The following is a 22,250-nucleotide window of genomic DNA, read 5'->3' on the forward strand; positions in this document are numbered from 1 at the left end:
GGAATAGGCGTTCCGGTCAAGATACGGTCGGTTTTGCGCTCGCCGTAGGCTGACTGCAGGTTTCAAGAGCACCTCTAAAGACAGGGCGATGGCAGTACCAGGTGATGCGCTGCGCAGGTTAGACACGCAGTTTACACGCCGCGATATTGAATGACTTGTTGGTCACCACTGACGAACGGTCATCAACATCCTGAGCGATGGTCACCTGACACGAATGCCGGCGTTTTTAGAGGTGCCCTTGCGCCGATGAGCATCAAACCGCCAGGTTCGCCTAGGCGACTTTCTTTTCACCGGAGAGTAACGAGGAATCCATGAAGGTTCTTGTAGCTGTCAAACGCGTTGTGGATTACAACGTCAAGGTTCGCGTCAAGGCGGACAATTCCGGCGTCGACCTCGCCAACGTCAAGATGTCGATGAACCCGTTCTGCGAAATCGCAGTGGAAGAAGCCGTACGCCTGAAAGAGAAAGGCGTTGCGACTGAAATCGTCGTCGTCTCCATCGGCCCGACCACCGCTCAAGAGCAACTGCGCACCGCGCTGGCTCTGGGTGCTGACCGCGCCATCCTCGTCGAATCTGCCGAAGATCTGACTTCCCTGGCCGTTGCCAAGCTGCTCAAGGCTGTTGTCGACAAGGAACAGCCGCAGCTGGTGATCCTTGGCAAACAAGCCATCGACAGCGACAACAACCAGACTGGCCAGATGCTCGCTGCACTGAGCGGCTACGGTCAGGGCACCTTCGCTTCGAAAGTCGAAATCAGCGGCGACAGCGTTGCTGTGACCCGCGAAATCGACGGCGGCGCGCAGACAGTTTCCCTGAAACTGCCGGCCATCGTCACCACCGACCTGCGTTTGAACGAGCCGCGCTACGCGTCCCTGCCAAACATCATGAAAGCCAAGAAGAAGCCTCTCGAAGTGCTGACTCCGGACGCTTTGGGCGTTTCCACCGCCTCCACCAACAAGACCGTAAAAGTCGAAGCGCCTGCTGCACGCAGCGCGGGTATCAAGGTCAAGTCGGTGGCTGAACTGGTCGAGAAACTGAAAAACGAAGCGAAGGTAATCTAATCATGACTATCTTGGTAATCGCTGAACACGACAACAAGGTAGTGGCTCCGGCCACCCTGAACACTGTGGCTGCCGCTGCCAAAATCGGCGGTGACATCCACGTTCTGGTCGCAGGCCAGGGCGTTGGCGCCGTGGCTGAAGCCGCTGCGAAAATCGCTGGCGTGGCGAAAGTGCTGGTGGCCGACAACGCCGCCTACGCTCACCAACTGCCGGAAAACGTCGCGCCGCTGGTGGCCGAATTGGGCAAGGGCTACAGCCACATCCTGGCTGCCGCCACTTCCAACGGCAAAAACATCCTGCCGCGCGTTGCCGCACAGCTGGACGTTGATCAGATCTCCGAGATCATCTCGGTCGAAAGCGCTGATACCTTCAAGCGCCCGATCTACGCCGGTAACGCCATTGCAACCGTTCAATCGAACGCTGCAGTCAAAGTGATCACCGTGCGTGCCACTGGTTTCGACCCGGTTGCCGCTGAAGGTGGTTCCGCTGCTGTTGAAGCCGTTGCTGCTGCTCACGACGCTGGCACTTCTAGCTTCGTTGGCGAAGAACTGGCCAAGTCCGATCGTCCGGAACTGACCGCTGCCAAGATCGTCGTTTCCGGCGGCCGCGGCATGCAGAACGGCGACAACTTCAAACACCTGTACGCCCTGGCCGACAAGCTGGGCGCTGCCGTCGGTGCTTCCCGCGCCGCGGTCGACGCAGGTTTTGTACCTAACGACATGCAGGTCGGTCAGACCGGCAAGATCGTTGCTCCACAGCTGTACATCGCCGTCGGTATCTCCGGCGCGATCCAGCACCTGGCCGGCATGAAAGACTCCAAAGTGATCGTTGCGATCAACAAGGACGAAGAAGCGCCGATCTTCCAGGTGGCCGATTACGGCCTGGTGGCAGACCTGTTCGAAGCCATCCCCGAGTTCGAGAAGCTGGTCTAATCCAGTCGCTTGACTTATAAAGAGCCCGACCTTTTGGTCGGGCTTTTTTTTGTTCCGGATTTGGATGGGAGAGTGTCGCCATGGATTTGCGCCGCGTATGTGGCTGGTCATTATTGCTCGGGCTGACGGTGCTGCCGGCGTTGGCCGTGGCCGCCAGCAAGTGCGAACGCCTGGTGGTGACCGGCAGTCCCGACGCGCCGCCGTACCTGTGGCAAGACCCGCAAAACCCCAAGCATTTGATCGGGGCGAGTGCTGACCTGTTGCAACACGTGGCAGGGGAGTTGGGCATCAAGGTCGAATTGCTTTACGCCGGCAAGCGCGCCCAGGCCCTGGACGAAGTGCGCAGCGGGCGCATGGACATGCTGGCCGATGCGCCGTTGACGGTCAACGAGCTGGACACCCTGGATTACATCCATCCGCCGCTGCTGGAAAACGACTATCTGGTCTGGACTCGAAAAGACTCGGCATTGCTCTACAACGAAGCGAAAGACCTTCACGGCCATCCCGGTGCCGTGTCGGAAAAGTCTCGAATGACCCAGGCATTCGGCACTTTCGCCGAGCAGCAATTGACCCTCGTGCGTACGCCGAACCTGACCCAGGCCTTGCAGAAATTGCTGCTGGGCGAGGTGGAATTTGTCCTCGCCGGACGCTACTCAGGCATGGCCGCCGCGCAAACCCTGAGTATGGCCAACGACCTGGTCGCTCGACCCCAACCAGTCGACAAACCTGGCCTTTTCCTCGCGTTATCCCATAACTCCGCCTGCAACGATCCGTGGTTGCGCGGACAGCTGGCCAAAAAGATGACAGAATTGCCCGCGTCCGGACTGACGGAGATCGCGCTACAACGCAATATTGAGCGTTGGAAAGCGCAGCAGCAACAACCGCAGCAACAGCCCGTCAGTGCCCCAAAACAGTAGGAATTTTTAGTGAGTATTCGACCTCTTTTCGCTGCCCTGGCCGTTCTGGCTCTGGCGGGTTGTGCAGCCGATCCGGCGCCGAATGAACAGATACGCTTGACCGAGCAGGCCCTCGTGCAAGCCAAAGCCGTGGGTGCCACCGCCGACGACGTGCCGGAAATGAAACTGGCCGAAGACAAGTTTTCCCGTGCCCAGGGCGACATGACGGATCAGTCCTACAGGCATGCGCGCATGCGTGCCGAACAAGCCGAACTGGACGCACGCCTGGCAGAAGCCAAAGTGCTGACGCTCAAGAGTGAGGAGCAGTTGAACGTGCTCAATACCCGCATCACTCGTCTGCGCAAGCAACTGGGAGATGCCCAATGAGCCTCAAGTCCAAAGCACTCGGTGGTTTGATCCTGGCGGGTTGCGCGAGCCTTTACGGTTGCGCCGGCCAACACAGCGAGGCCGTTTTGCAGCAGGCCGGAACCGACTTTCAGAAGGTCAAGGAAGATTCCAACGTGCTGCGAATCGCGCCAAAGGACGTGATTCGTGCCGGTGAATCGCTTGCCCGCGCTGACCGTCTTTCCACCTATTGGGGCAGCGGCTCGGACGTGGTGCATTACGCCTACCTGAGCCAGCGCTACAGCGAAATCGCCCGTGAACACACTAATCAGGTGCTCAACGAAGAACGCGCCGCGAAGCTCGAACTGGAACGTCAGCGCCTGCAGCTGGCCCTGCGCGAGTCCAAGTTGCTCAGCGTGCAGCAGCAGGGCAAATGGCTTGAAGAACAGATCCTTGCACTGGCCACCACGCAGACCGACCGTGGTCTGGTGATGACCCTGGGCGATGTGCTGTTCGACACCGGCGAAGCAGAGCTGAAGAGTTCGGCGAACCGCGTGGTGCTGAAGATCGTGCAGTTCCTGCAGCTCAATCCCAAGCGCGTGGTCCGCATCGAGGGCTATACCGATAGCACCGGTGGCAAGCAGGACAACCTCAAGCTGTCCCGTGACCGCGCGCAATCGGTGGCGGATGTATTGATGGACCTGGGCATTGACGACAAACGCATCAAGGTCGAAGGCTACGGCGATGAATACCCGGTAGACGTGAACGCTTCCGAACGCGGTCGCGCGCAGAACCGTCGGGTGGAAATTGTGTTCTCCGACGAAAAAGGCCAGCTCGGCGCCGCCCGCTAAGGGCTGCGTTTCGGAAGCTCTTGAGGTCCTGTAGCAGCTGTCGAGTGAAACGAGGCTGCGTTCTTCTTGCGCTCATGACTCAGGTGGAACTGTAATATCGCAGCCTCGTTTCACTCGACAGCTGCTACAACCCGGCCTGCCTGACAGTGCCGGGTTTTTTTATGCCTGCCAATTGCCTCTCAAAACAGTACAGTTTTTGCTGACACTGCACTGTACGGTCGACTATTGTGGCAACTGTCCCAGTACACTTCTAAACTGTTCCGGTATTGTTTCACACAAGAATAAAATGCCCGTGATATCGAGTGCTGCGTCATGACCAATCTCTTGCTCTACCAACGTATTGCTCAGCAACTGGCCGAAGACATCCGCCGTGGTGTCTATCAACCGGGAGAACGTGTGCCCTCGGTGCGCAAGATGAGCTCGCAGCTCAACGTCAGCCACGCGACCGTTTTGCAGGCCTACGCCAATCTCGAGGATCAAGGGCTGATCCGCGCCCGGCCGCAGTCGGGCTACTACGTGCACCAGACCCCGGCCCTGACGGCGCCGACGCCGGACATCGCCCGGGTCGAACGGCCCGGCTTGGTCACTCGCAGCAGCATTATTCAGCAAGTGCTGGTCGAATCCCGTCGCGAGGGCGTTTTCCCCTTGGGCGCGGCGGTGCCAAGCGTTGACTATCTGCCGGTGCGCGCCCTGCATCAGCAATTGGCCAAGGTCACTCGTTTCCACAGTCCGCGTGCCTTCAGCTACATGTTCAGCCCCGGTTTTGAGCCGTTGCGCCGACAAGTGGCGATCCGCATGCGTGATGCCGGCGTGGTGGTTGATCCATCCGAAGTGGTGATCACCCACGGTTGCGTCGATGCGTTGCAGATGTCGCTTCGTGTGTTGACCCGCCCGGGCGACCTGATCGCCGCCGAGTCACCGACTTATTATGGTTTGTTGCAACTGGCCGACCTGCTGGGCCTCAAAGTCATCGAGATCCCGAGCGACCCGGCGACCGGCATGAGCCTCGAAGCCCTGCAATTGGCGGCCAACCAGTGGTCGATCAAGGCGCTGGTACTGACCACTCGTCTGAGTAATCCACTGGGCGGCACCATGCCCGAAGAGCGGCAGAAACAACTGCTGCGCCTGGCCTCGGATTTCGATATCCAGATTGTTGAAGACGATATCTACGGCGAATTGATGTTCGAACAGGGCCGGACCAAATCGCTTAAAGCCTACGACCGGCTGGATCGAGTGATTTATTGCTCGAGCTTCTCCAAAACCTTGTCCCCGGGCGTGCGGATTGGCTGGATGATCGCCGGCAAATATCAGCAGGAAATTCAGCGTTTGCAGACGTTCAGCACGCATTCGGCGTGCAGCGTCACGCAAATGGGCATCGCCGCTTACCTGGAGAACGGCGGTTACGACCGTCATTTGCGCTACATCCGTCAGGAATACCGCAAGAACCTCAGCGCCTTCCAGTTGGCCGTGCAGCAGTATTTCCCGGAAGGCACGCAGATGACCCGGCCTACGGGCGGCTTCATTCTGTGGGTCAGTCTGCCGGGAAGGGTCAACACTCAGGAGTTGCACGTACGTGCGTTGCAGCAGGGCATCAGTATCGCGCCAGGGCTGATTTTCAGTAACACCGAGCAGTTCAATCACTGCATCCGCCTGAACTGCGGCACGCCCTGGAACCGTGAAGCCGAGCGCGCATTGATGACGCTGGGGATGTTGGCAACGCAGCTCTGTCAGGAGATGGCCGGCGGTTTCTGACAGAACGGCGGGTCGTTTCGTACACGTGCTTGTTATGTTGCGTACAACAGGCGAGCATATGGCCCTCTGCCGTTAGCGTCGTTGGGTCCATGAAACCGATTTTTCCTGTCGTCTGCCTTTCGATCTGTCTCTTGATGACCGTTCATGCCCAAGGCGTCATGGCGGCTTCGTCTCAGGAAAAACCGGCAGCCAGCAGCGAAACCGCGAAAAAACCAGCGCCCGTCAAGAAAACCGCTGCGGTCAAAAAGAACACCACACCGGTAAAAAAGAAAGCGGCAGTGGTGAAAAAACGACCGCCTGTTGCCTCCAAGTCCAAACCCGCCAGTGAGGTCGTGAAAACCAGACTTCCTTCGGTCGACCTGGATTTGAGCCTGCCCCAGGAAATGGCTGAGGAGCTAAAACCGCTCGGTACGGTCCCATTGCCCAAGCGCGACGCTGTGTTGCCACAAATGTTCGGTGACAAAAGCGCTCCGTTTCAGCTCAACGGAAGGCTGATCAGCAACGAAATGCAGTTGCAACTGCGAAATGAAGAACGCCGTGAAGTCGAAGGCGCGGCGCTGGAATTCGAGTTCAAGCGGTAATTCCTTCCCATCTGTGATCTGCTGGCCAGACACTTTGTCGGAGACTGGTCAGTCACATCCGTTTGAGCGCAAAAACCTCGGTCCGGGGAATTTTAAACAACTGTTTTAGCGGTTACTCTGTGCCCCGTCCATTAACACATCGCCCGTCGCGAGGAGCTTGTCGTCATGAAATGCCGTGAAGGCTGTGGCGCCTGTTGCATTGCCCCTTCCATCAGTTCACCGATTCCCGGCATGCCCAATGGCAAAGCTGCGGGAGAACGTTGCGTACAACTGTCTGTCGATAACCTGTGCAACATTTTCGGCGATCCGAAACGTCCCGCCGTGTGTTCGGCATTTGAAGCCGACGTCGAAGTCTGCGGAAGCAGCAGTGACGAAGCGATTAAGCTATTGGGCTGGTGGGAGCAAATGACGGCTGCGTGATGTGTTCTACGAACGGAACTTCAACAATAAGGAATAAGACTATGGGTTCGCTGCATCGTATGGCTGTGCTGTGTGGTTTGACGGTTGTGCTGGCCACCACGGCTGCACAGGCCGAGGACTGGAAAGTTGCCAAGAATGAAGACGGCATCAAGGTGTCCCTGAGTGAAGTGGCCGGCTCTGATTACAAGGCCTACCAGGGCGTTACCTTGATGAAGACCACCATGGCCAAACTGCGCGCGCTGCAGGAAGACGTGTCAGGCGCCTGCGCCTGGATTCACGAATGCAAAACCCAAAAGCTGCTCAAGCACGAAGGCGATCAGAGCTGGACGTACACTCAGTTCAATACCCCATGGCCGGTCACCCCGCGTGATTCGGTGCTGCATATCACCACCACCGAAGGCGCCGATGGCAGCCTGACCCGCAAGCTCGAAGGCGTGCCGAAGTACATGCCCGAAGAAAAAGGCTTTGTGCGGGTCACCAAGGTCGACGGTTTCTGGAAGTTCGTTCCCAAGGGTGACCAGATCGAAGTGACCTACCAGGTGCACACCGAGCCAGGCGGCAGCATCCCTTCGATGGTTGCCAACAAGTTCGTGGTCGATGCGCCGTTCAACACGCTCAAGGCCTTGAAGGAACGCGCGGAGAAGTAATCGCGCGCTGTTTTATCAAACGCCCCGACCTTTCGGGGCGTTTGTTTTTGCCATTATTTTGTTTCCAGATATACGTTGCACGAAATTTTCACAATGCCTCCAAGACAATTCGCCCGCTCCAGCATGCCGAACAGTAATCAATGGCAATGCTGCGGTTGATCGTGCAACATTTGCGCACCGCGCAAGCCCCGGGGCCGAGAACTGGCCAACAGAGGGCAGGGCGCCGCTTTACTTTTGAAACTTCAACTTCCAATGGGTCCTAAAACGACATGGCAAACCCGGACGCCCTGAGTCAGCAGCGAGCTTCTAGTCGCCTGCTGCAACCGACCGTCAAATCGCATCTGGCCTACACGCTGCTGTGCGCCTTGGTCATGATGGTCATGTTCAGCCTGCTGCGCGTCGCGCTGCTGGTCTACAACCGCGAAATGATCCAGGATTCACCGGCCTCGACCTTTTTCGAGGCGTTCGCCAATGGCCTGCGTTTCGACCTGCGCCTGGTGGTGTACCTCTGCATTCCGCTGATACTGGCACTGTTCAGCGCCCGGGCCATGGCCGCTCGCGGGTTCTTCCGCTTCTGGCTGACCATCGCCTCGAGCATCGCGCTGTTTCTCGGCCTGATGGAGATGGACTTCTACCGCGAATTCCACCAGCGCCTCAACGGCCTGGTCTTCCAGTACGTGAAGGAAGACCCGAAAACCGTGATGAGCATGCTCTGGTACGGTTTCCCGGTGGTTCGCTACCTGCTGGCCTGGGCGTTCGGCACGTTGATCCTGACCCTCGCATTCAAGGGAGCCGACCGTGCGACCCGTCCACGCGGTCCGTTCAGCGGCGGCAGCATCGGCACGCGCCAGATCGCCCCGTGGTATGCGCGAGGCATGGTGTTCGTGGTCTGCCTGCTGGTCTGTGTGGTTGCCGCTCGTGGCACCCTGCGTCAGGGGCCGCCGCTGCGTTGGGGGGACGTCTACACCACCGACTCGAACTTCGCCAACCAGCTGGGCCTGAACGGCACACTGTCGCTGATCGCAGCGGCCAAGAGCCGGATGTCCGAAGAACGCGACAACATCTGGAAAGCCACACTGGATCAGCCATTGGCTCAGCAGACCGTCCGCGATATGTTGCTGACCCCAAGCGACAAGCTGGTAGATGGCGAAACCGCTGCCGTGCGCCGCAACTATTCTCCGGCCGCCGACAAGACCCTGCCGATCAAGAACGTCGTCGTGATCCTGATGGAAAGCTTCGCCGGTCATTCGGTGGGCGCGCTGGGTCGTCCGGGTAACGTCACGCCGTACTTCGACAAGCTGTCGAAAGAAGGCCTGTTGTTCGACCGCTTCTTCTCCAACGGTACCCACACCCACCAGGGTATGTTCGCCACCATGGCCTGCTTCCCGAACCTGCCAGGCTTCGAATACCTGATGCAGACTCCGGAAGGCAGCCACAAACTGTCCGGTCTGCCGCAGTTGCTCAGCGCCCGTGACTACGACGATGTATACGTCTACAACGGTGACTTCGCCTGGGATAACCAGTCGGGCTTCTTCAGCAACCAGGGCATGACCAACTTCATCGGCCGCAACGACTTCGTTAATCCGGTGTTCTCCGACCCGACCTGGGGCGTGTCCGATCAGGACATGTTCAACCGTGGCCTGGAAGAGTTGAAAGCCCGCGATGGCAAGGACAAAAAACCGTTCTATGCCTTGCTGCAAACCCTGTCCAACCACACGCCGTACGCCTTGCCGACGCCTTTGCCGGTCGAGCGCGTGACCGACCGTGGCAGCCTCAACGAACATTTGACCGCCATGCGCTACTCTGACTGGGCGTTGGGTCAGTTCTTCGAGAAGGCGCGTAAAGAGCCTTACTTCAAGGAAACCCTGTTCGTGGTGGTCGGCGACCATGGTTTCGGCAACGAGCAACAGATTACCGAAATGGACCTGGGCCGGTTCAACGTCCCGATGCTGCTGATCGGGCCGGGCGTGCAGGACAAGTTCGGTCAGGTTGACCACACCGTGGGCACTCAGATCGACATCGTGCCGACCATCATGGGCCGTATCGGTGGCGACGTGATTCACCAGTGCTGGGGTCGTGACTTGCTGAACCTGCCGGAAGGCGACAAGGGCTTTGGCGTGATCAAGCCTTCGGGCAGCGATCAGACCGTGGCGTTGCTGACCGCGGATCGCGTGCTGGTGTTGCCGAAAGAAATGCCGCCCAAGCTGTATCAGTACGAACTGGGCGCCAATCCGAAAGGTGAAGTGATCCCGGCGTCGGCTGACGAAGCGGCTCTCAAGCAGAAACTCGAGTCGTTCATTCAGACGGCCACCAAGAGCCTGATCGACAACACCGCCGGTGTGGTTGACGGCAAGCCGGACTAAAGTTTTGGCGCAATAAAAAAGAGGCCCTTCAAGGGCCTCTTTTTTTTGCCTGTTAAATCTTTATATCTTGCCAAGTAACAGCAGAATCAACAGCACCACCAACACCACGCCGATGATACCCGACGGGCCATAACCCCAACTTCTTGAGTGTGGAAAGACCGGCAAACCACCTACCAGCAGGAGAATCAGAATTACGATAAGAATTGTGCCCATGTCTATTTCCTTGTTGGAAGTGTTCTGGAATGACCTAGCTTTTAACTGTCAGCTGGAATGCAATAAACCCGAGCTGCTTACAAAATCCGACTCTCGCGAGTGTCAGAAAATTCCAAGTTTTTTTAATGTTTTTCGAAGAAAGCCTTATTTCGTTTTCTCCAGCTTTAGTTGATCCCGACGCTCCCACGGTTTGCTCGGGCCATTCAGCAATCTGATGGAGCGTGGGTCTCGCAATGTCCTTCGCTACACTCAGCGCATCTTCCCCGGAACAACAAGGCTGTTTGCTATGCAAAATCGCATGATGATCACTGGTGCGGGCTCGGGCCTGGGTCGCGAAATCGCGCTGCGCTGGGCGCGTGAAGGCTGGCAACTGGCCTTGTCGGATGTCAGCGAGCCCGGTTTGCAGGAAACCTTGAAACTGGTTCGTGAGGCGGGCGGTGACGGTTTTGTTCAGCGTTGCGATGTACGTGATTACAGTCAACTGACGGCGTTCGCCCAAGCGTGCGAAGAGAAGCTTGGCGGCATCGATGTCATCGTCAATAACGCCGGCGTGGCCTCGGGCGGGTTCTTCAGTGAACTGTCCCTGGAAGACTGGGACTGGCAGATCGCAATCAACCTGATGGGCGTGGTCAAGGGCTGCAAGGCCTTCCTGCCGCTGCTGGAAAAAAGCAAAGGCAAGATCATCAACATCGCGTCGATGGCCGCCCTGATGCAAGGCCCGGCCATGAGCAACTACAACGTGGCCAAGGCCGGCGTGGTGGCCTTGTCCGAAAGCCTGCTGGTCGAACTGGCGCAGCAGGAAGTGGGCGTGCACGTGGTTTGCCCATCGTTCTTCCAGACCAACTTGCTGGACTCCTTCCGCGGCCCGACCCCGGCCATGAAAGCCCAGGTCGGCAAGTTGCTGGAAAGCTCGCCGATTACCGCAACCGACATTGCCGATTACATCTATGAGCACGTCGCCGCCGGTGAATTCATGATTCTGCCCCACGAACAGGGTCGCATGGCCTGGGCGCTCAAGCAGAAAAACCCGCAACTGCTCTACAACGAAATGACCACCATGGCCGACAAAATGCGCGCCAAGGCCAAACAAAACGCAGGCTGAACTTGCCCGTGCGCAACACCGTCGTTAGGGTGGCCGCAACCGGTCATCCTCACGAGACGCCTGCATGCTCAATTACCTGTGGTTTTTCCTCGCGGCGCTGTTCGAAATCGCCGGCTGCTTCGCGTTCTGGATGTGGCTGCGCCAGGGTAAAAGCATCTGGTGGGTGGTTCCGGCGTTGCTCAGCCTGACGTTGTTCGCGCTGTTGCTGACCCGTGTCGAGGCGACTTACGCCGGTCGCGCCTATGCCGCCTACGGTGGCATTTATATCGTCGCTTCCATCGGCTGGCTGGTGGTGGTCGAGCGGATTCGTCCCCTGGGTTCGGACTGGCTGGGCGTGGCACTGTGTGTGATCGGGGCCAGCGTCATTCTGTTCGGCCCGCGTTTCTCCGCTTCCTGAAACGGTATTCAATGGTTTGTCAGACGTTTCCGTAAGGGGGGATCGTCCTGCGCTGTAGGGCAAGACTGAATTGCCGTCATCGCATTGAAGACCTGCTGTGCGACGGGCATCTTCAGGGGCCGGTAACCCTGAAGGATGAATGCCATGCTTGTACTCAGTCGCGTTGTAGGCGAGATGATTTCCATCGGTGACAACATTTCAGTGCGCATCATCGCCGTCAACGGAGGCAGTGTGCGCTTCGGCGTCGAGGCGCCACAAAACGTCAATGTGCATCGGGCCGAAGTCTATGATCGCATCCAGGTCAAACTGGCCAAGATCAAAGGTCGCTGAGCCCTCAGTCGAACAGGTGCTTGGGCACATCGTGCTTGAGCATCAACTGGCATTGCTCGCTGTCCGGATCGAAAACAATCAGCGCCTGCCCCTTGGTCAATGCCTGGCGAACACGCAATACACGGGTTTCCAGCGGCGTGTCATCTCCATTGTCCGTGCCGTCGCGGGTCACGAAATCCTCGATCAGGCGGGTAAGGGTGTCGACTTCAAGTTGGTCGTAGGGAATCAGCATAGGCACCTCGGCTAAACAATGTCGCGATGCTACGGCGAATGAAGGATCGCGGCTAGTCCAGGCCTGATGGAGTGCCTGCTCGCGATGGCAATCTTTCAGTCACCAAAAATCTCTATACAAAACTCAGCTTTCAGAACGTTGCCCAACCAGGCTATCCACCGACGGCACCCGCGTATCGCTTTCCATCTGCGTGTCATGCTCGATCTGGTGACTGAACCGGTCCAGCGAGCCCTTGGCAGGCTGCGCATCACTGGCAAATACCGGTGGACTAAGAATGTAGGCACCGAGCAACCGACTCAGCGCAGCCAGGCTGTCGATGTGCGTACGTTCGTAGCCATGAGTGGCGTCGCAGCCGAAGGCGAGCAGGGCGGTGCGGATGTCGTGCCCGGCGGTGACCGCCGAATGCGCATCGCTGAAGTAATAACGAAACAGGTCACGGCGCACCGGCAACTCGTTTTCGCTCGCCAGTCGCAGCAGATGCCGCGACAGGTGATAGTCGTAAGGCCCGCCGGAATCCTGCATGGCCACGCTCACCGCGTGTTCGCTGGAATGCTGGCCCGGCGCAACCGGGGCGATGTCGATGCCGACGAATTCGCTGACGTCCCAGGGTAAGGCTGCCGCTGCGCCGCTGCCGATTTCCTCGGTAATGGTGAACAGCGGATGACAATCGATCATCAACTCTTCACCGCTGTCGACGATCGCTTTCATCGCCGCCAGCAGCGCTGCAACGCCGGCCTTGTCGTCAAGGTGACGGGCGCTGATGTGACCGCTTTCAGTGAACTCCGGCAAAGGGTCGAAGGCGACGAAATCGCCCACGCTGATCCCCAGGGAGTCGCAGTCGGCGCGGGTGGCGCAGTAGGCGTCCAGACGCAATTCGACGTGATCCCAGCTGATCGGCATTTCATCCACGGCGGTGTTGAACGCGTGCCCGGAAGCCATCAGCGGCAATACGCTGCCGCGAATCACACCGTTGTCGGTGAACAGGCTGACGCGGCTGCCCTCGGCAAAACGGCTGGACCAGCAACCGACCGGGGCGAGGGTCAGGCGTCCGTTGTCTTTCACCGCGCGAACCGCTGCGCCGATGGTGTCGAGGTGAGCGGAGACCGCACGGTCCGGGCTGTTTTTCTTGCCCTTGAGCGTGGCGCGAATGGTGCCGCGCCGGGTCATTTCAAAGGGAATGCCCAGCTCTTCGAGGCGTTCGGCGACGTAGCGCACGATGGTGTCGGTGAAGCCGGTCGGGCTGGGAATGGCGAGCATTTCCAGCAGGACTTTTTGCAGGTAGTTGAGATCTGGTTCGGGGATTTTGCTGGTCATGGAAACTCCTGATGAGTTGAGCGCATCGATGGTTTCGATGAGGAAGAATTTTTGTTGCCTGTCAGGCCGCCATCGCTAGCAGGCTAGCTCCCACAGTTGGAACGCGGTCAAATGTGGGAGCCTGCCTGCTAGCGAGGGTGTCAGCCCAGACGACACATGACTAGGAAACAGCCGGCTGACTATGCGGAAACAACAAATCCACAAAACGCTCCGCCGTCGGCTGCGGTTCATGGTTGGCCAACCCGGCACGTTCGTTGGCTTCGATAAACACGTACTCCGGTTGATCGGCGGCAGGCACCATCAGGTCGAGCCCGACCATGGGAATATCCAGCGCCCGCGCAGCCCGAACGGCGGCATCGACCAGGGTCGGATGCAAAATCGCCGTGACATCCTCCAGAACGCCGCCGGTATGCAGATTAGCCGTACGCCGTACAAACAGACGCTCGCCGGCCGGCAGAATGCTGTTGTAGTCGTAACCCGCCGCCTGCAGCGTGCGTTCGGTCTCATGGTCCAGCGGGATTTTGCTTTCACCGCTGGTGGCGGCTTGCCGGCGCCGGCTCTGCGCTTCGATCAGCGCGCCGATGGAATGCTGACCATCACCCACCACTTCGGCGGGCCGGCGAATGGCCGCGGCGACCACCTCGAAACCGATCACCACAATGCGCAGGTCGAGACCTTCGTGAAAGCTTTCCAGCAGCACACGGCTGTCGAACTGGCGGGCGGCTTCGATGGCTTGCTGGACCTCTTCGATGGTCCGCAAATCCACCGCGACGCCTTGACCCTGTTCGCCATCCAGTGGCTTGACCACCACCCGCTCGTGCTCGTCGAGAAACGCCAGATTGTCATCGGCGTTGCCGGCCAGTTGCTGCGAAGGCAGATTCAAGCCGGCGGCCTTGAGCACTTTGTGGGTCAGGCTTTTGTCCTGGCACAGGGTCATGCTGATGGCGCTGGTCAGGTCGCTCAGGGATTCGCGGCAACGCACCCGGCGCCCGCCATGGCTGAGGGTGAACATGCCGGCGTCGGCGTCATCGACGTGCACATCAATCCCGCGACGATGGGCTTCCTCGACAATGATCCGTGCATACGGGTTGAACTCGGCTTCGGGACCAGGGCCCAGGAACAGCGGCTGATTGATGCCGTTCTTGCGCTTGATGGCGAAAGTCGACAGGTTGCGAAAGCCCAGTTTGGCGTAAAGATTTTTCGCCTGTCGGTTGTCGTGCAGAACCGACAAGTCCAGGTAACTCAGCCCACGGCTCATGAAGTGCTCGATCAAATGCCGCACCAGCACTTCACCGACGCCGGGTCGCGAACAGTGCGGATCCACCGCCAGGCACCACAGGCTGCTGCCGTTCTCCGGATCGTTGAACGCCTTGTGATGATTGAGGCCCATGACGCTGCCGATGATTGCGCCGCTGTCTTCATCTTCGGCCAGCCAATACACCGGTCCGCCCTGATGTCGCGGAGTCAGCAGATTCGCATCTATCGGCAGCATGCCGCGCGCCTGGTACAGCTGATTGATCGCCTGCCAATCCGTCTCGCTTTGCGCGCGGCGAATACGAAAGCCGCGAAATACCCGGGTCGACTGACGGTAATCGCTGAACCACAGACGCAAGGTGTCGGAAGGATCGAGGAACAGTTGCGCCGGTTCCAGCCCCAACACTTGCTGGGGGGCCGCAACGTACAAGGCGATGTCGCGCTCACCGGTCTGTTCGTTGAGCAGCTCCCGGGCCAGGCTCGCCGGATCGGGAAAGGTATGGCCGATCAGCAACCGGCCCCAGCCGCAATGCACGGCAATCGGCGCCGCACCCAGTTCGCTGCCGTCTTCGGCCAGGCGCGCCTGCAAGCGTTCATAAGAGGGCGCCTGACCGCGCAACAAGCGTTGGCTATACGCCGTGGCGTGAGGTTTCATCGATCAGATTCCTTGTTCACTGAGCCACAGGTTCAGAGCCGCCAATTGCCACAGCTTGGAGCCGCGCAGCGGGGTCAATTGGCCTTGCGGATCGGTCAGCAGGCGGTCGAGCATGGCCGGGTTGAACAGGCCGCGATCCTGACTTGGATCGAGCAGCAGTTCGCGCACCCAGTTCAATGTGTCGCCTTGCAAATGCTTCAGGCCCGGGACCGGGAAGTAGCCTTTCTTGCGATCGATCACTTCACTCGGAATCACGAGTCGCGCGGCTTCTTTCAACACTTGCTTGCCGCCATCCGGCAGTTTGAATTTGCCTGGCACCCGGGCTGACAATTCCACCAGGCGATAGTCAAGAAACGGCGTACGTGCTTCCAGGCCCCAGGCCATGGTCATGTTGTCGACGCGTTTGACCGGGTCGTCCACCAGCATGACCGTGCTGTCCAGCCGCAGGGCTTTGTCCACCGCCGCGTCTGCGCCGGGCTGTGCGAAATGTTCCTTCACGAAGTCACCGGCAGCGTCATTGGCCGTCAGCCATTTCGGTTGCACGGTGGCTGCGTAATCCTCATAGCTGCGGTCGAAGAACGCATCGCGATAGGCCGTGTAGGGATCGGCGGCGCCATCGACTTGCGGATACCAGTGATAACCGGCGAACAATTCGTCCGCACCCTGGCCGCTCTGCACCACTTTGCAATGCTTGGCCACTTCCCGTGACAGCAAGTAGAAGGCGATGCAGTCATGGCTGACCATCGGCTCGCTCATGGCGCGGAACGCCGCCGGCAGTTGCTCGATGATCTCGCTCTCATTGATGCGCAGTTGGTGGTGCTGGGTGTTGTAGTGCCTGGCGATCAAATCCGAATACTGAAATTCGTCGCCACGCTCGCCGCCAGCATCCTGAAAACCGATGGAAAAGGTGGACAGGTTTTCCACGCCGACTTCACGCAACAAGCCCACGAGCATGCTCGAATCGACACCGCCCGAAAGCAGTACGCCGACGTCTACCGCCGCCCGTTGACGAATCGCCACCGCATCGCGGGTGCTGTCGAGTACACGGTCGCGCCAGTCTTCGAGTGTCAGATTCATCTCGTCGGCGTGGGGGCCGTAGGGCAGGGTCCACCAGGTTTTCTGCTCGGTGGTGCCATCTGCTTCAACGCGCATCCAGGTCGCGGGCGGCAGTTTTTCGATGCCGGCCAGCAAGGTGCGCGGGGCGGGAACCACCGCATGGAAATTCAGGTAGTGATTGAGCGCCACTGGATCGAGGATCGGGTTGATATCACCGCCCTTGAGCAACGCCGGCAACGCCGAGGCAAAGCGCAGGCGCTGGCCGGTACGCGACAGGTACAAAGGCTTCACGCCGAGACGGTCGCGGGCGATGAACAGGCGCTTGGCGTCGCGCTCCCAAATGGCGAAGGCGAACATGCCATTGAGTTTCGGCAACAGCGCTTCGCCCCAGGCGTGATAGCCCTTGAGCAGCACTTCGGTGTCACCACCGGAATAGAAGGCATAGCCGAGGCTTTCAAGCTCGGTACGCAGTTCCGGGAAGTTATAGATCGCGCCGTTGAAGGCCAAGGACAAGCCCAACTGATTGTCGACCATCGGCTGCGCCGAGCCGTCCGACAGGTCCATGATTTTCAGGCGACGGTGGCCCAGAGCAATCGGCCCCTGGCTGTGAAAGCCCCATGCATCCGGGCCGCGAGGGGCCAGGTGATGGGTGATTCGTTCAACGGCCGCGAGGTCCGCAGGTTGTTGGTCAAAGCGTAACTCGCCAGCTAATCCGCACATAAAGTCCTTACCGGTTTTTCCGTTGGGGAGGGTCAATCGATACCCGGCCAAAAACGGCGGGTACTCAGAAACTGACCCGCCTCGGTTGTGGGAGTTTTAGATCGATGAGTTATAAGCAGCGGTTGCTGGACGAACGGCAGCCCATGCAGAAATGATCATTGCCATGGCGGTAATTAATGATGTGATGCATAGGAATAGCTGCTTGGATAAGTGCCCGTTCGATCCGGTATTCGAATTATCAAATGCCGGCAGCGCTTCATAAACTGAGGGCCTCTCAACGCAATAAGGATATTGCCGATGCTGACCTCAACACCCAAGGCCCCCCCTGCGACAGTGCCAATAACGCCTGCACAACAACTCGAGGCGTTGTTGGAGCACACAGGCGATCTGGACAAGGCAGGCGTCCTGCAAGCGTCTATTCCGCAATGGTTGGCGACTGCAGATCTGAATGTGGTGCAGGCTTTGAAGTCCGCGTTCGAACAGTCTTTTCTTGCTCAAGGCAAGGCGACAAGGGCGCTTGAAAAGCTCAAGCCGCTGGACGAGTTCTGCAAGGAGCAACTGACCGGCTTCCTCAAAAGCAAATGGAAGGTCGATTTCGACGTCGAGCGAGACACGCTGGACATCACAACAAAAACCTACTCGTCAACAGGTGCGCTCCCGGTCTTCGGTTCCGCGGCTGAAGTCATCACCACCTCGCGCAGCCTGCTGCAGGCGGCCATGGAAAACTTTACTGCCGCAGAGGCGCGGAGCGGGGGAATCTCAGCGGATTCGGTGATACGAATCAACGCACAGGCCCAATCAGGTGCTGAAGCAACCCCTGAAAAATTCGCCACCCTCTGTCGTGAACTCGACCTCGGTATCCGCTATCAGCGCCATATCGAAGATGCGTTGGCGTTGCCGGCCGAACCCGCCAACGTTGCGCCGATCGATGATCGGGCCTCTGCTGCTGACATCCGTCGATTGAAGATGCTGGACATGCGAGTCGCGCTCCACATGGCCTCCCTGAAAAACACAATCACTCCCGCTGTCTACGCGATGCTGTTGAGTGTGATCGATCAGGACCTCCCTGCGGCCCAAACCAGGGACGCAGTGTTTGATGGCGGGCCGGTGTTGTGGCAGGGCTTGATGATTCATGACACCTGTATCTGTGGCGCGCTGGTATTTACCAAAGTCTCCATCGATACCGATCCGAACGCCCGGTGTGTGGTTTACATGCCGAATGAACCCCGACGACCGCTGTATGAATACGCCTCGCTGGATGAATTCAAGGTTTACCTTGCCCTTCATTTGCAAAGCAAAAGCTACCGAAAATATTTCGCCGGGCAGTACCTGCACGGCCACGAAAAAACCGGGTTCTTTGCTGAGTTTGACAAGGGCAAGACCTTGGGCACGCTAGCTGCCGCTCCCGTCGATACTTGTCTTGCCGATTTTTTCTTCAGCGCTTTTGTCAGCACCACTCAAAAAGATGCGCGAATGCTTGCCGTGCCGACTGAAGACGTCGATGAGCAACAACGGGAAAAAATCCTTCAGACATTGGTGGATGGCGGTCTTCTTCTATTGAACGCAGCTGCTTTTTTCGTACCTGTGATTGGCCAGTTGATGCTGGTGTCGGCCGTCGTCGACATCGTCAGCGAGGTGTATGAAGGTGTGGTTGACTGGACGCACGGCGAGCGGGCCGAGGCGTTGTCGCATTTGCTGAGTGTTGTCGAAAACCTCGCGCAAATGGCGGCTTTTGCGGCGGGGGGCAAGTTTATCGCGGGAGCTGTCGGCAGAGGTGTGAAAGAGCAGGCGGCATTCTTCGACGGTTTCGAGGCGGTCACCCGCCCGGATGGCAAGGCCAGATTGTGGAAACCCGACCTCGAACCCTATAAGCAGACCACGAACCTGCCAGCTGACGTGCAACCTGATGCGCAAGGGCTTTACCGGCACGCCGGACAGACGTCGATCGTCATGGAAGGAGCCTCCTATCGAGTCACCCGCAACGCCGCGGGATCGGCATGGACCCTCAATCATCCTGTGCGCTCTGACGCCTTCCAGCCTGCCGTGGAGCGAAATGTGGAAGGTGGCTGGCGGCATGCCCATGAGCATGCGCATGAGTGGCGCGACGGTGCTTATTCGTTGAGGCGAACGGACCCGCGCCTGGGCGATCTCGGCAGTGATCTGGAAGCGATCGCCGACATCACCGACATCACGCCCGACAAGTTGCACCAGCTCCATGAAAGCAACCTCGAATTGCCGCAGCGGCTGAACGATTGTACCGAGCACTTCAGGATTGACCGGCGCATCAGTGCATTGGTCGCGGCAATGGAGCGGGGCGAGACTGCGAACAAGGACTTCGTTCAGGAACAACTGCATACACTGCCAAGGCTGCCCGGCTGGCCGTCGGAGCGTTTCATTGAAGTGCGCGACGAAGATGACGTGGTCGTGTCCCGCTTCCCCGAGACAGCGCCACACGATGATGATGGCAACAGCGTGCACGTTTATCAGACGGATCTGGATTCGGGGAAACTGCTCGATGATGTCATCAGTGGCCTCTATCCGAGCGAAGTGGAGGGAATCCTCGGTCGCACGGCAACCGAATCGAAATCGCAGCTGTTGGCAAAGAAGATCGCGACCAGCCTCAAGAGCAATCGCCGACCCTTGCGTGAGTGGCTTTACAAGACTTATGACGGCACTGCTACCGGTGATGTGGCAACACTGCGCGAACAGGCCGAGGATCTTCCCGCCCGTGTGTGTCAGGAATTGCTGGATAACGCATCGGGCAGGGATCGCAGTTTTCTGCGTGACCACAAGGTCCTCGGAATGGATCTCGCCCGGAAGGTCAGTGACGCGCAGGCGGTGATCAGACAGGATCGTGCGCTCACAGGGCTGTATCTCCCGCAACTCGCCAACGCCGACACCGACAAACTGACGCTCGGGCTGATGGATCGAGTGCAAGGCTGGGATGACGGCTATCGACTTGAAGTGCGACAGGGTTCAGTGGCTGGTACCTTGCTGGACAGCGTGGGCGCAACTGATGCGCAGTCGAGCGGGGTCATTGTCAAGACGTCCACCGGCTACCAGGTCACCCAAGCCAATGGCAATGTGTCTTCCACGGTGACGAGCGAAACGCTGCTTCAGTCGATACTGGATGCGTTACCTTCCACCCAGCGCACTCGCATGGGTTTCACTGGCAACGACGCGCTGGATGTCCCGACGCTTCGGTCACGCCTGTCGAGAGCCGCCGCTGGCGATCCGGCGCGTACTGGCCGGGTACTTCGGGGTGAGCGCAGTGAAGCTCCGAAATACCTTGTTGCCTGCGTTTTGGCGGATCCTCCCGCCGCGAGCTCTTACGCAAGGGGCTTGATTCGTAAAGTCAGAAAGCTCTATCCGCTGTTCACGGATGCCCAGGTTTCGACGTTTCTCGATAATGCCGGTACGACCTCGCTGCAGCGGGTGAATCGAATCAAGGAGCTGCGCCAGCAACTGAAAAAACTGCTCGGCGTGTTGCACACCTGGCGTGACGATGAAGTGGCAATGAAAAAGCTGCCGGGGGCACTCAGCGATATGCGGGTCAACCGTCGTCAGGTGGCCAATGCCATCGAAAACTGCTGGCGCCGGATATCACCTGGGCGCTGGCCGGGAAATCAGTCTTTTACAACGCTCACGCTGGAGCGCAACCCGGTGGGCCCATTACCGACACTGACCGAGCAGGACGTCGAACATGTGCGCAGCCTTTCAATCAAGGACATGCAGGCGGGGGACGAACTGGCGTATTTCCTCAAGCCGTTCAAAGGGCTTGTCACTCTGGAACTGGACCGCAATCAACTCACACGATTGCCAGAAATTCTGTCGCACATGCCCGACCTTGAGCACTTGAGTCTGAAGGGCAATCAGATAAAACTGACCGAACACACACTGCCAAAACTGGCTGACATGCGCAATTTGCGCACGCTGGAACTCAGTGATAATCATCTGGGCGCCACGATTGATGTCAGCAAAATGCTTGATCTGCAATCGCTGTTTCTGAGCAGTACCCATGCAACGGAACTGCCAGTGGGGCTTTCCCGCCTGCCCTATCTGAACATGGTCGACCTGCGAGATAACCAGATTCAAGAGTTGCCGGACTGGCTGTTTCGCGTCCCTGCGAGATTCGCTCGCGTGATCAACCTGCGCTCCAACTCCATCTCCGCGGTGAGCCGTGCGAAGCTGGAACGCTACCATGCCACTACGGGTGTCGGAATGGGGTTGCTGGACAACAATATTGCGGTGCTCAGCGAGCAACGGGCTCGAGACCTGTGGATGCCCAAACCGGTAGAGGACACCTATGTCAGGCGCAATCGAGCATGGCTGGCGCTGAAAAACGAGCCTGATTCGAATGGATTCTTTGAATTGCTGGCAGAAGTGGGAAGCACGGCCGACAGCCGCTATGTGCGCGAAGACATGACCCGGCGGGTCTGGAGTGTCATTGAGGCGACTCAGACGGGCCCGGCGTTACGTGCTCAATTGCTGTCGATGGCGGTGAAAGCCAATTGCGCTGATTCCGCGGCCATCATTTTCAGTAACCTTGAAGTGGCCGTGGCCATTGATACGGTGGTTCGGCTGTCCGCGAATGCCCACGATCAGGCCGCTCGGCTGTTAGGTCTTGGCCGACGCCTGTTCCGTCTTGATTCCCTCACCAGCCTCGCTCGGGAACATGCCCTGGCCGATTCCAAACTTGATCCAGCGGAAGTGGAGCTGGCCTATCGAACCGGCCTGGCCGACAGACTCGACCTGATCGGTCAGCCCCGGCATATGCGTTACGCATCTCTGGCCGGCGTAAAACCGGATGACCTGGAGAGGGCCTACACCAAGATCCTCGCCGCAGAAGCCTCCCCTGAACTGTCGACTTACATCATTGGCCGCACGTTCTGGAGTAACTTTTTGCGAGAGCATCATGGCCAACTGTTCAGCGACCTGCTTGCGCCCTTTCACGTGCGGATGGAGGCGGCCTATGACAACGAGGCGACGCTTGGCGTGGACTACCGCAAAACGGTCGACGGCATCGCCGATGAACTGAAGAGGGCCGAGACGACCCTGTTGAAGCGTCTGACCGAGGAGGCCATGCAGGCTGACGAGGCAAAGACTTGCTTTGCGCTCGATTGACCGCC

Annotated in this window: 19 protein-coding genes; 14 read left to right on the top strand and 5 right to left on the bottom strand. The window is 58.6% G+C overall.

Annotated features, from left to right (window positions below; genetic code table 11):
- The first annotated feature begins 311 nt into the window (after positions 1 to 311).
- The 10 genes from ACRC4F_RS05945 (at position 312) to ACRC4F_RS05990 (ending at position 9,848) form a co-directional block, all read left to right on the top strand.
- Positions 312 to 1,061 carry an electron transfer flavoprotein subunit beta/FixA family protein gene (locus tag ACRC4F_RS05945; protein ID WP_075947384.1) on the top strand — a complete coding sequence of 250 codons (750 nt, stop codon included), beginning with the start codon at positions 312 to 314 and terminating at the stop codon, positions 1,059 to 1,061.
- A gap of 2 nt (positions 1,062 to 1,063) precedes the next feature.
- Positions 1,064 to 1,993 carry an electron transfer flavoprotein subunit alpha/FixB family protein gene (locus tag ACRC4F_RS05950; protein WP_054593323.1) on the top strand — a complete coding sequence of 310 codons (930 nt, stop codon included), beginning with the start codon at positions 1,064 to 1,066 and terminating at the stop codon, positions 1,991 to 1,993.
- An 80-nt stretch (positions 1,994 to 2,073) separates the two neighbouring features.
- Complete coding sequence (locus ACRC4F_RS05955; RefSeq protein WP_438658507.1) at positions 2,074 to 2,910, top strand: substrate-binding periplasmic protein; 837 nt, start codon at positions 2,074 to 2,076, stop codon at positions 2,908 to 2,910.
- 9 nt (positions 2,911 to 2,919) lie between these two features.
- Positions 2,920 to 3,276 carry a DUF4398 domain-containing protein gene (locus tag ACRC4F_RS05960; RefSeq protein ID WP_438658508.1) on the top strand — a complete coding sequence of 119 codons (357 nt, stop codon included), beginning with the start codon at positions 2,920 to 2,922 and terminating at the stop codon, positions 3,274 to 3,276.
- Complete coding sequence (locus ACRC4F_RS05965) at positions 3,273 to 4,085, top strand: OmpA family protein (RefSeq protein ID WP_438658509.1); 813 nt, start codon at positions 3,273 to 3,275, stop codon at positions 4,083 to 4,085. Before ACRC4F_RS05960 ends, ACRC4F_RS05965 begins: the two co-directional genes overlap by 4 nt.
- Before the next feature lie 312 nt (positions 4,086 to 4,397).
- Positions 4,398 to 5,837, top strand: a complete 1,440-nt coding sequence (locus ACRC4F_RS05970; RefSeq protein ID WP_028620632.1) for a PLP-dependent aminotransferase family protein — start codon at positions 4,398 to 4,400, stop codon at positions 5,835 to 5,837.
- Between the two features lie 89 nt (positions 5,838 to 5,926).
- The gene (locus tag ACRC4F_RS05975) at positions 5,927 to 6,418 is read left to right on the top strand and encodes a translation initiation factor 2 (protein ID WP_438658510.1); all 492 of its coding nucleotides are present in this window, start codon (positions 5,927 to 5,929) and stop codon (positions 6,416 to 6,418) included.
- A gap of 165 nt (positions 6,419 to 6,583) precedes the next feature.
- A complete protein-coding gene (locus tag ACRC4F_RS05980) occupies positions 6,584 to 6,838 on the top strand; it encodes a YkgJ family cysteine cluster protein (RefSeq protein WP_438658511.1) in 255 nt (84 codons plus the stop codon).
- Positions 6,839 to 6,879: 41 nt separating this feature from the next.
- The gene (locus ACRC4F_RS05985; protein ID WP_438658512.1) at positions 6,880 to 7,485 is read left to right on the top strand and encodes an START domain-containing protein; all 606 of its coding nucleotides are present in this window, start codon (positions 6,880 to 6,882) and stop codon (positions 7,483 to 7,485) included.
- Between the two features lie 269 nt (positions 7,486 to 7,754).
- Positions 7,755 to 9,848, top strand: a complete 2,094-nt coding sequence (locus tag ACRC4F_RS05990; protein ID WP_438658513.1) for an LTA synthase family protein — start codon at positions 7,755 to 7,757, stop codon at positions 9,846 to 9,848.
- A 60-nt stretch (positions 9,849 to 9,908) separates the two neighbouring features.
- Here the strand turns inward: ACRC4F_RS05990 and ACRC4F_RS05995 are convergent, their stop codons facing one another.
- A complete protein-coding gene (locus tag ACRC4F_RS05995) occupies positions 9,909 to 10,067 on the bottom strand; it encodes a DUF3309 family protein (protein ID WP_169858239.1) in 159 nt (52 codons plus the stop codon).
- A gap of 280 nt (positions 10,068 to 10,347) precedes the next feature.
- Between ACRC4F_RS05995 and ACRC4F_RS06000 the strand changes: the two genes are divergently transcribed.
- From ACRC4F_RS06000 to csrA, 3 genes are all read left to right on the top strand, one after another.
- Positions 10,348 to 11,163: an SDR family oxidoreductase gene (locus tag ACRC4F_RS06000; protein WP_438658514.1), complete on the top strand. Its 816-nt coding sequence runs from the start codon at positions 10,348 to 10,350 to the stop codon at positions 11,161 to 11,163.
- 64 nt (positions 11,164 to 11,227) lie between these two features.
- A complete protein-coding gene (locus tag ACRC4F_RS06005; RefSeq protein WP_438658515.1) occupies positions 11,228 to 11,560 on the top strand; it encodes a YnfA family protein in 333 nt (110 codons plus the stop codon).
- Positions 11,561 to 11,704: 144 nt separating this feature from the next.
- Complete coding sequence (csrA, locus tag ACRC4F_RS06010) at positions 11,705 to 11,890, top strand: carbon storage regulator CsrA (RefSeq protein ID WP_438658516.1); 186 nt, start codon at positions 11,705 to 11,707, stop codon at positions 11,888 to 11,890.
- Positions 11,891 to 11,894: 4 nt separating this feature from the next.
- Here csrA and ACRC4F_RS06015 read toward each other — a convergent pair whose 3' ends face one another.
- The 4 genes from ACRC4F_RS06015 to ACRC4F_RS06030 form a co-directional block, all read right to left on the bottom strand.
- A complete protein-coding gene (locus ACRC4F_RS06015) occupies positions 11,895 to 12,122 on the bottom strand; it encodes a YheU family protein (protein WP_010461751.1) in 228 nt (75 codons plus the stop codon).
- A 123-nt stretch (positions 12,123 to 12,245) separates the two neighbouring features.
- Positions 12,246 to 13,436, bottom strand: a complete 1,191-nt coding sequence (locus ACRC4F_RS06020) for an osmoprotectant NAGGN system M42 family peptidase (protein WP_438658517.1) — start codon at positions 13,434 to 13,436, stop codon at positions 12,246 to 12,248.
- Between the two features lie 160 nt (positions 13,437 to 13,596).
- Positions 13,597 to 15,345 carry an N-acetylglutaminylglutamine synthetase gene (gene ngg / locus ACRC4F_RS06025; RefSeq protein ID WP_438658518.1) on the bottom strand — a complete coding sequence of 583 codons (1,749 nt, stop codon included), beginning with the start codon at positions 15,343 to 15,345 and terminating at the stop codon, positions 13,597 to 13,599.
- 3 nt (positions 15,346 to 15,348) lie between these two features.
- Positions 15,349 to 17,121, bottom strand: a complete 1,773-nt coding sequence (locus tag ACRC4F_RS06030) for an N-acetylglutaminylglutamine amidotransferase (protein WP_438658519.1) — start codon at positions 17,119 to 17,121, stop codon at positions 15,349 to 15,351.
- A 297-nt stretch (positions 17,122 to 17,418) separates the two neighbouring features.
- On the opposite strand from ACRC4F_RS06030, the gene ACRC4F_RS06035 reads away from it, so the two are divergent.
- Positions 17,419 to 22,245: an NEL-type E3 ubiquitin ligase domain-containing protein gene (locus tag ACRC4F_RS06035; protein WP_438658520.1), complete on the top strand. Its 4,827-nt coding sequence runs from the start codon at positions 17,419 to 17,421 to the stop codon at positions 22,243 to 22,245.
- Positions 22,246 to 22,250 lie beyond the last annotated feature (5 nt).

Source organism: Pseudomonas sp. (assembly GCF_051660785.1).
In the GTDB taxonomy this organism is placed as follows: Bacteria; Pseudomonadota; Gammaproteobacteria; order Pseudomonadales; family Pseudomonadaceae; genus Aquipseudomonas.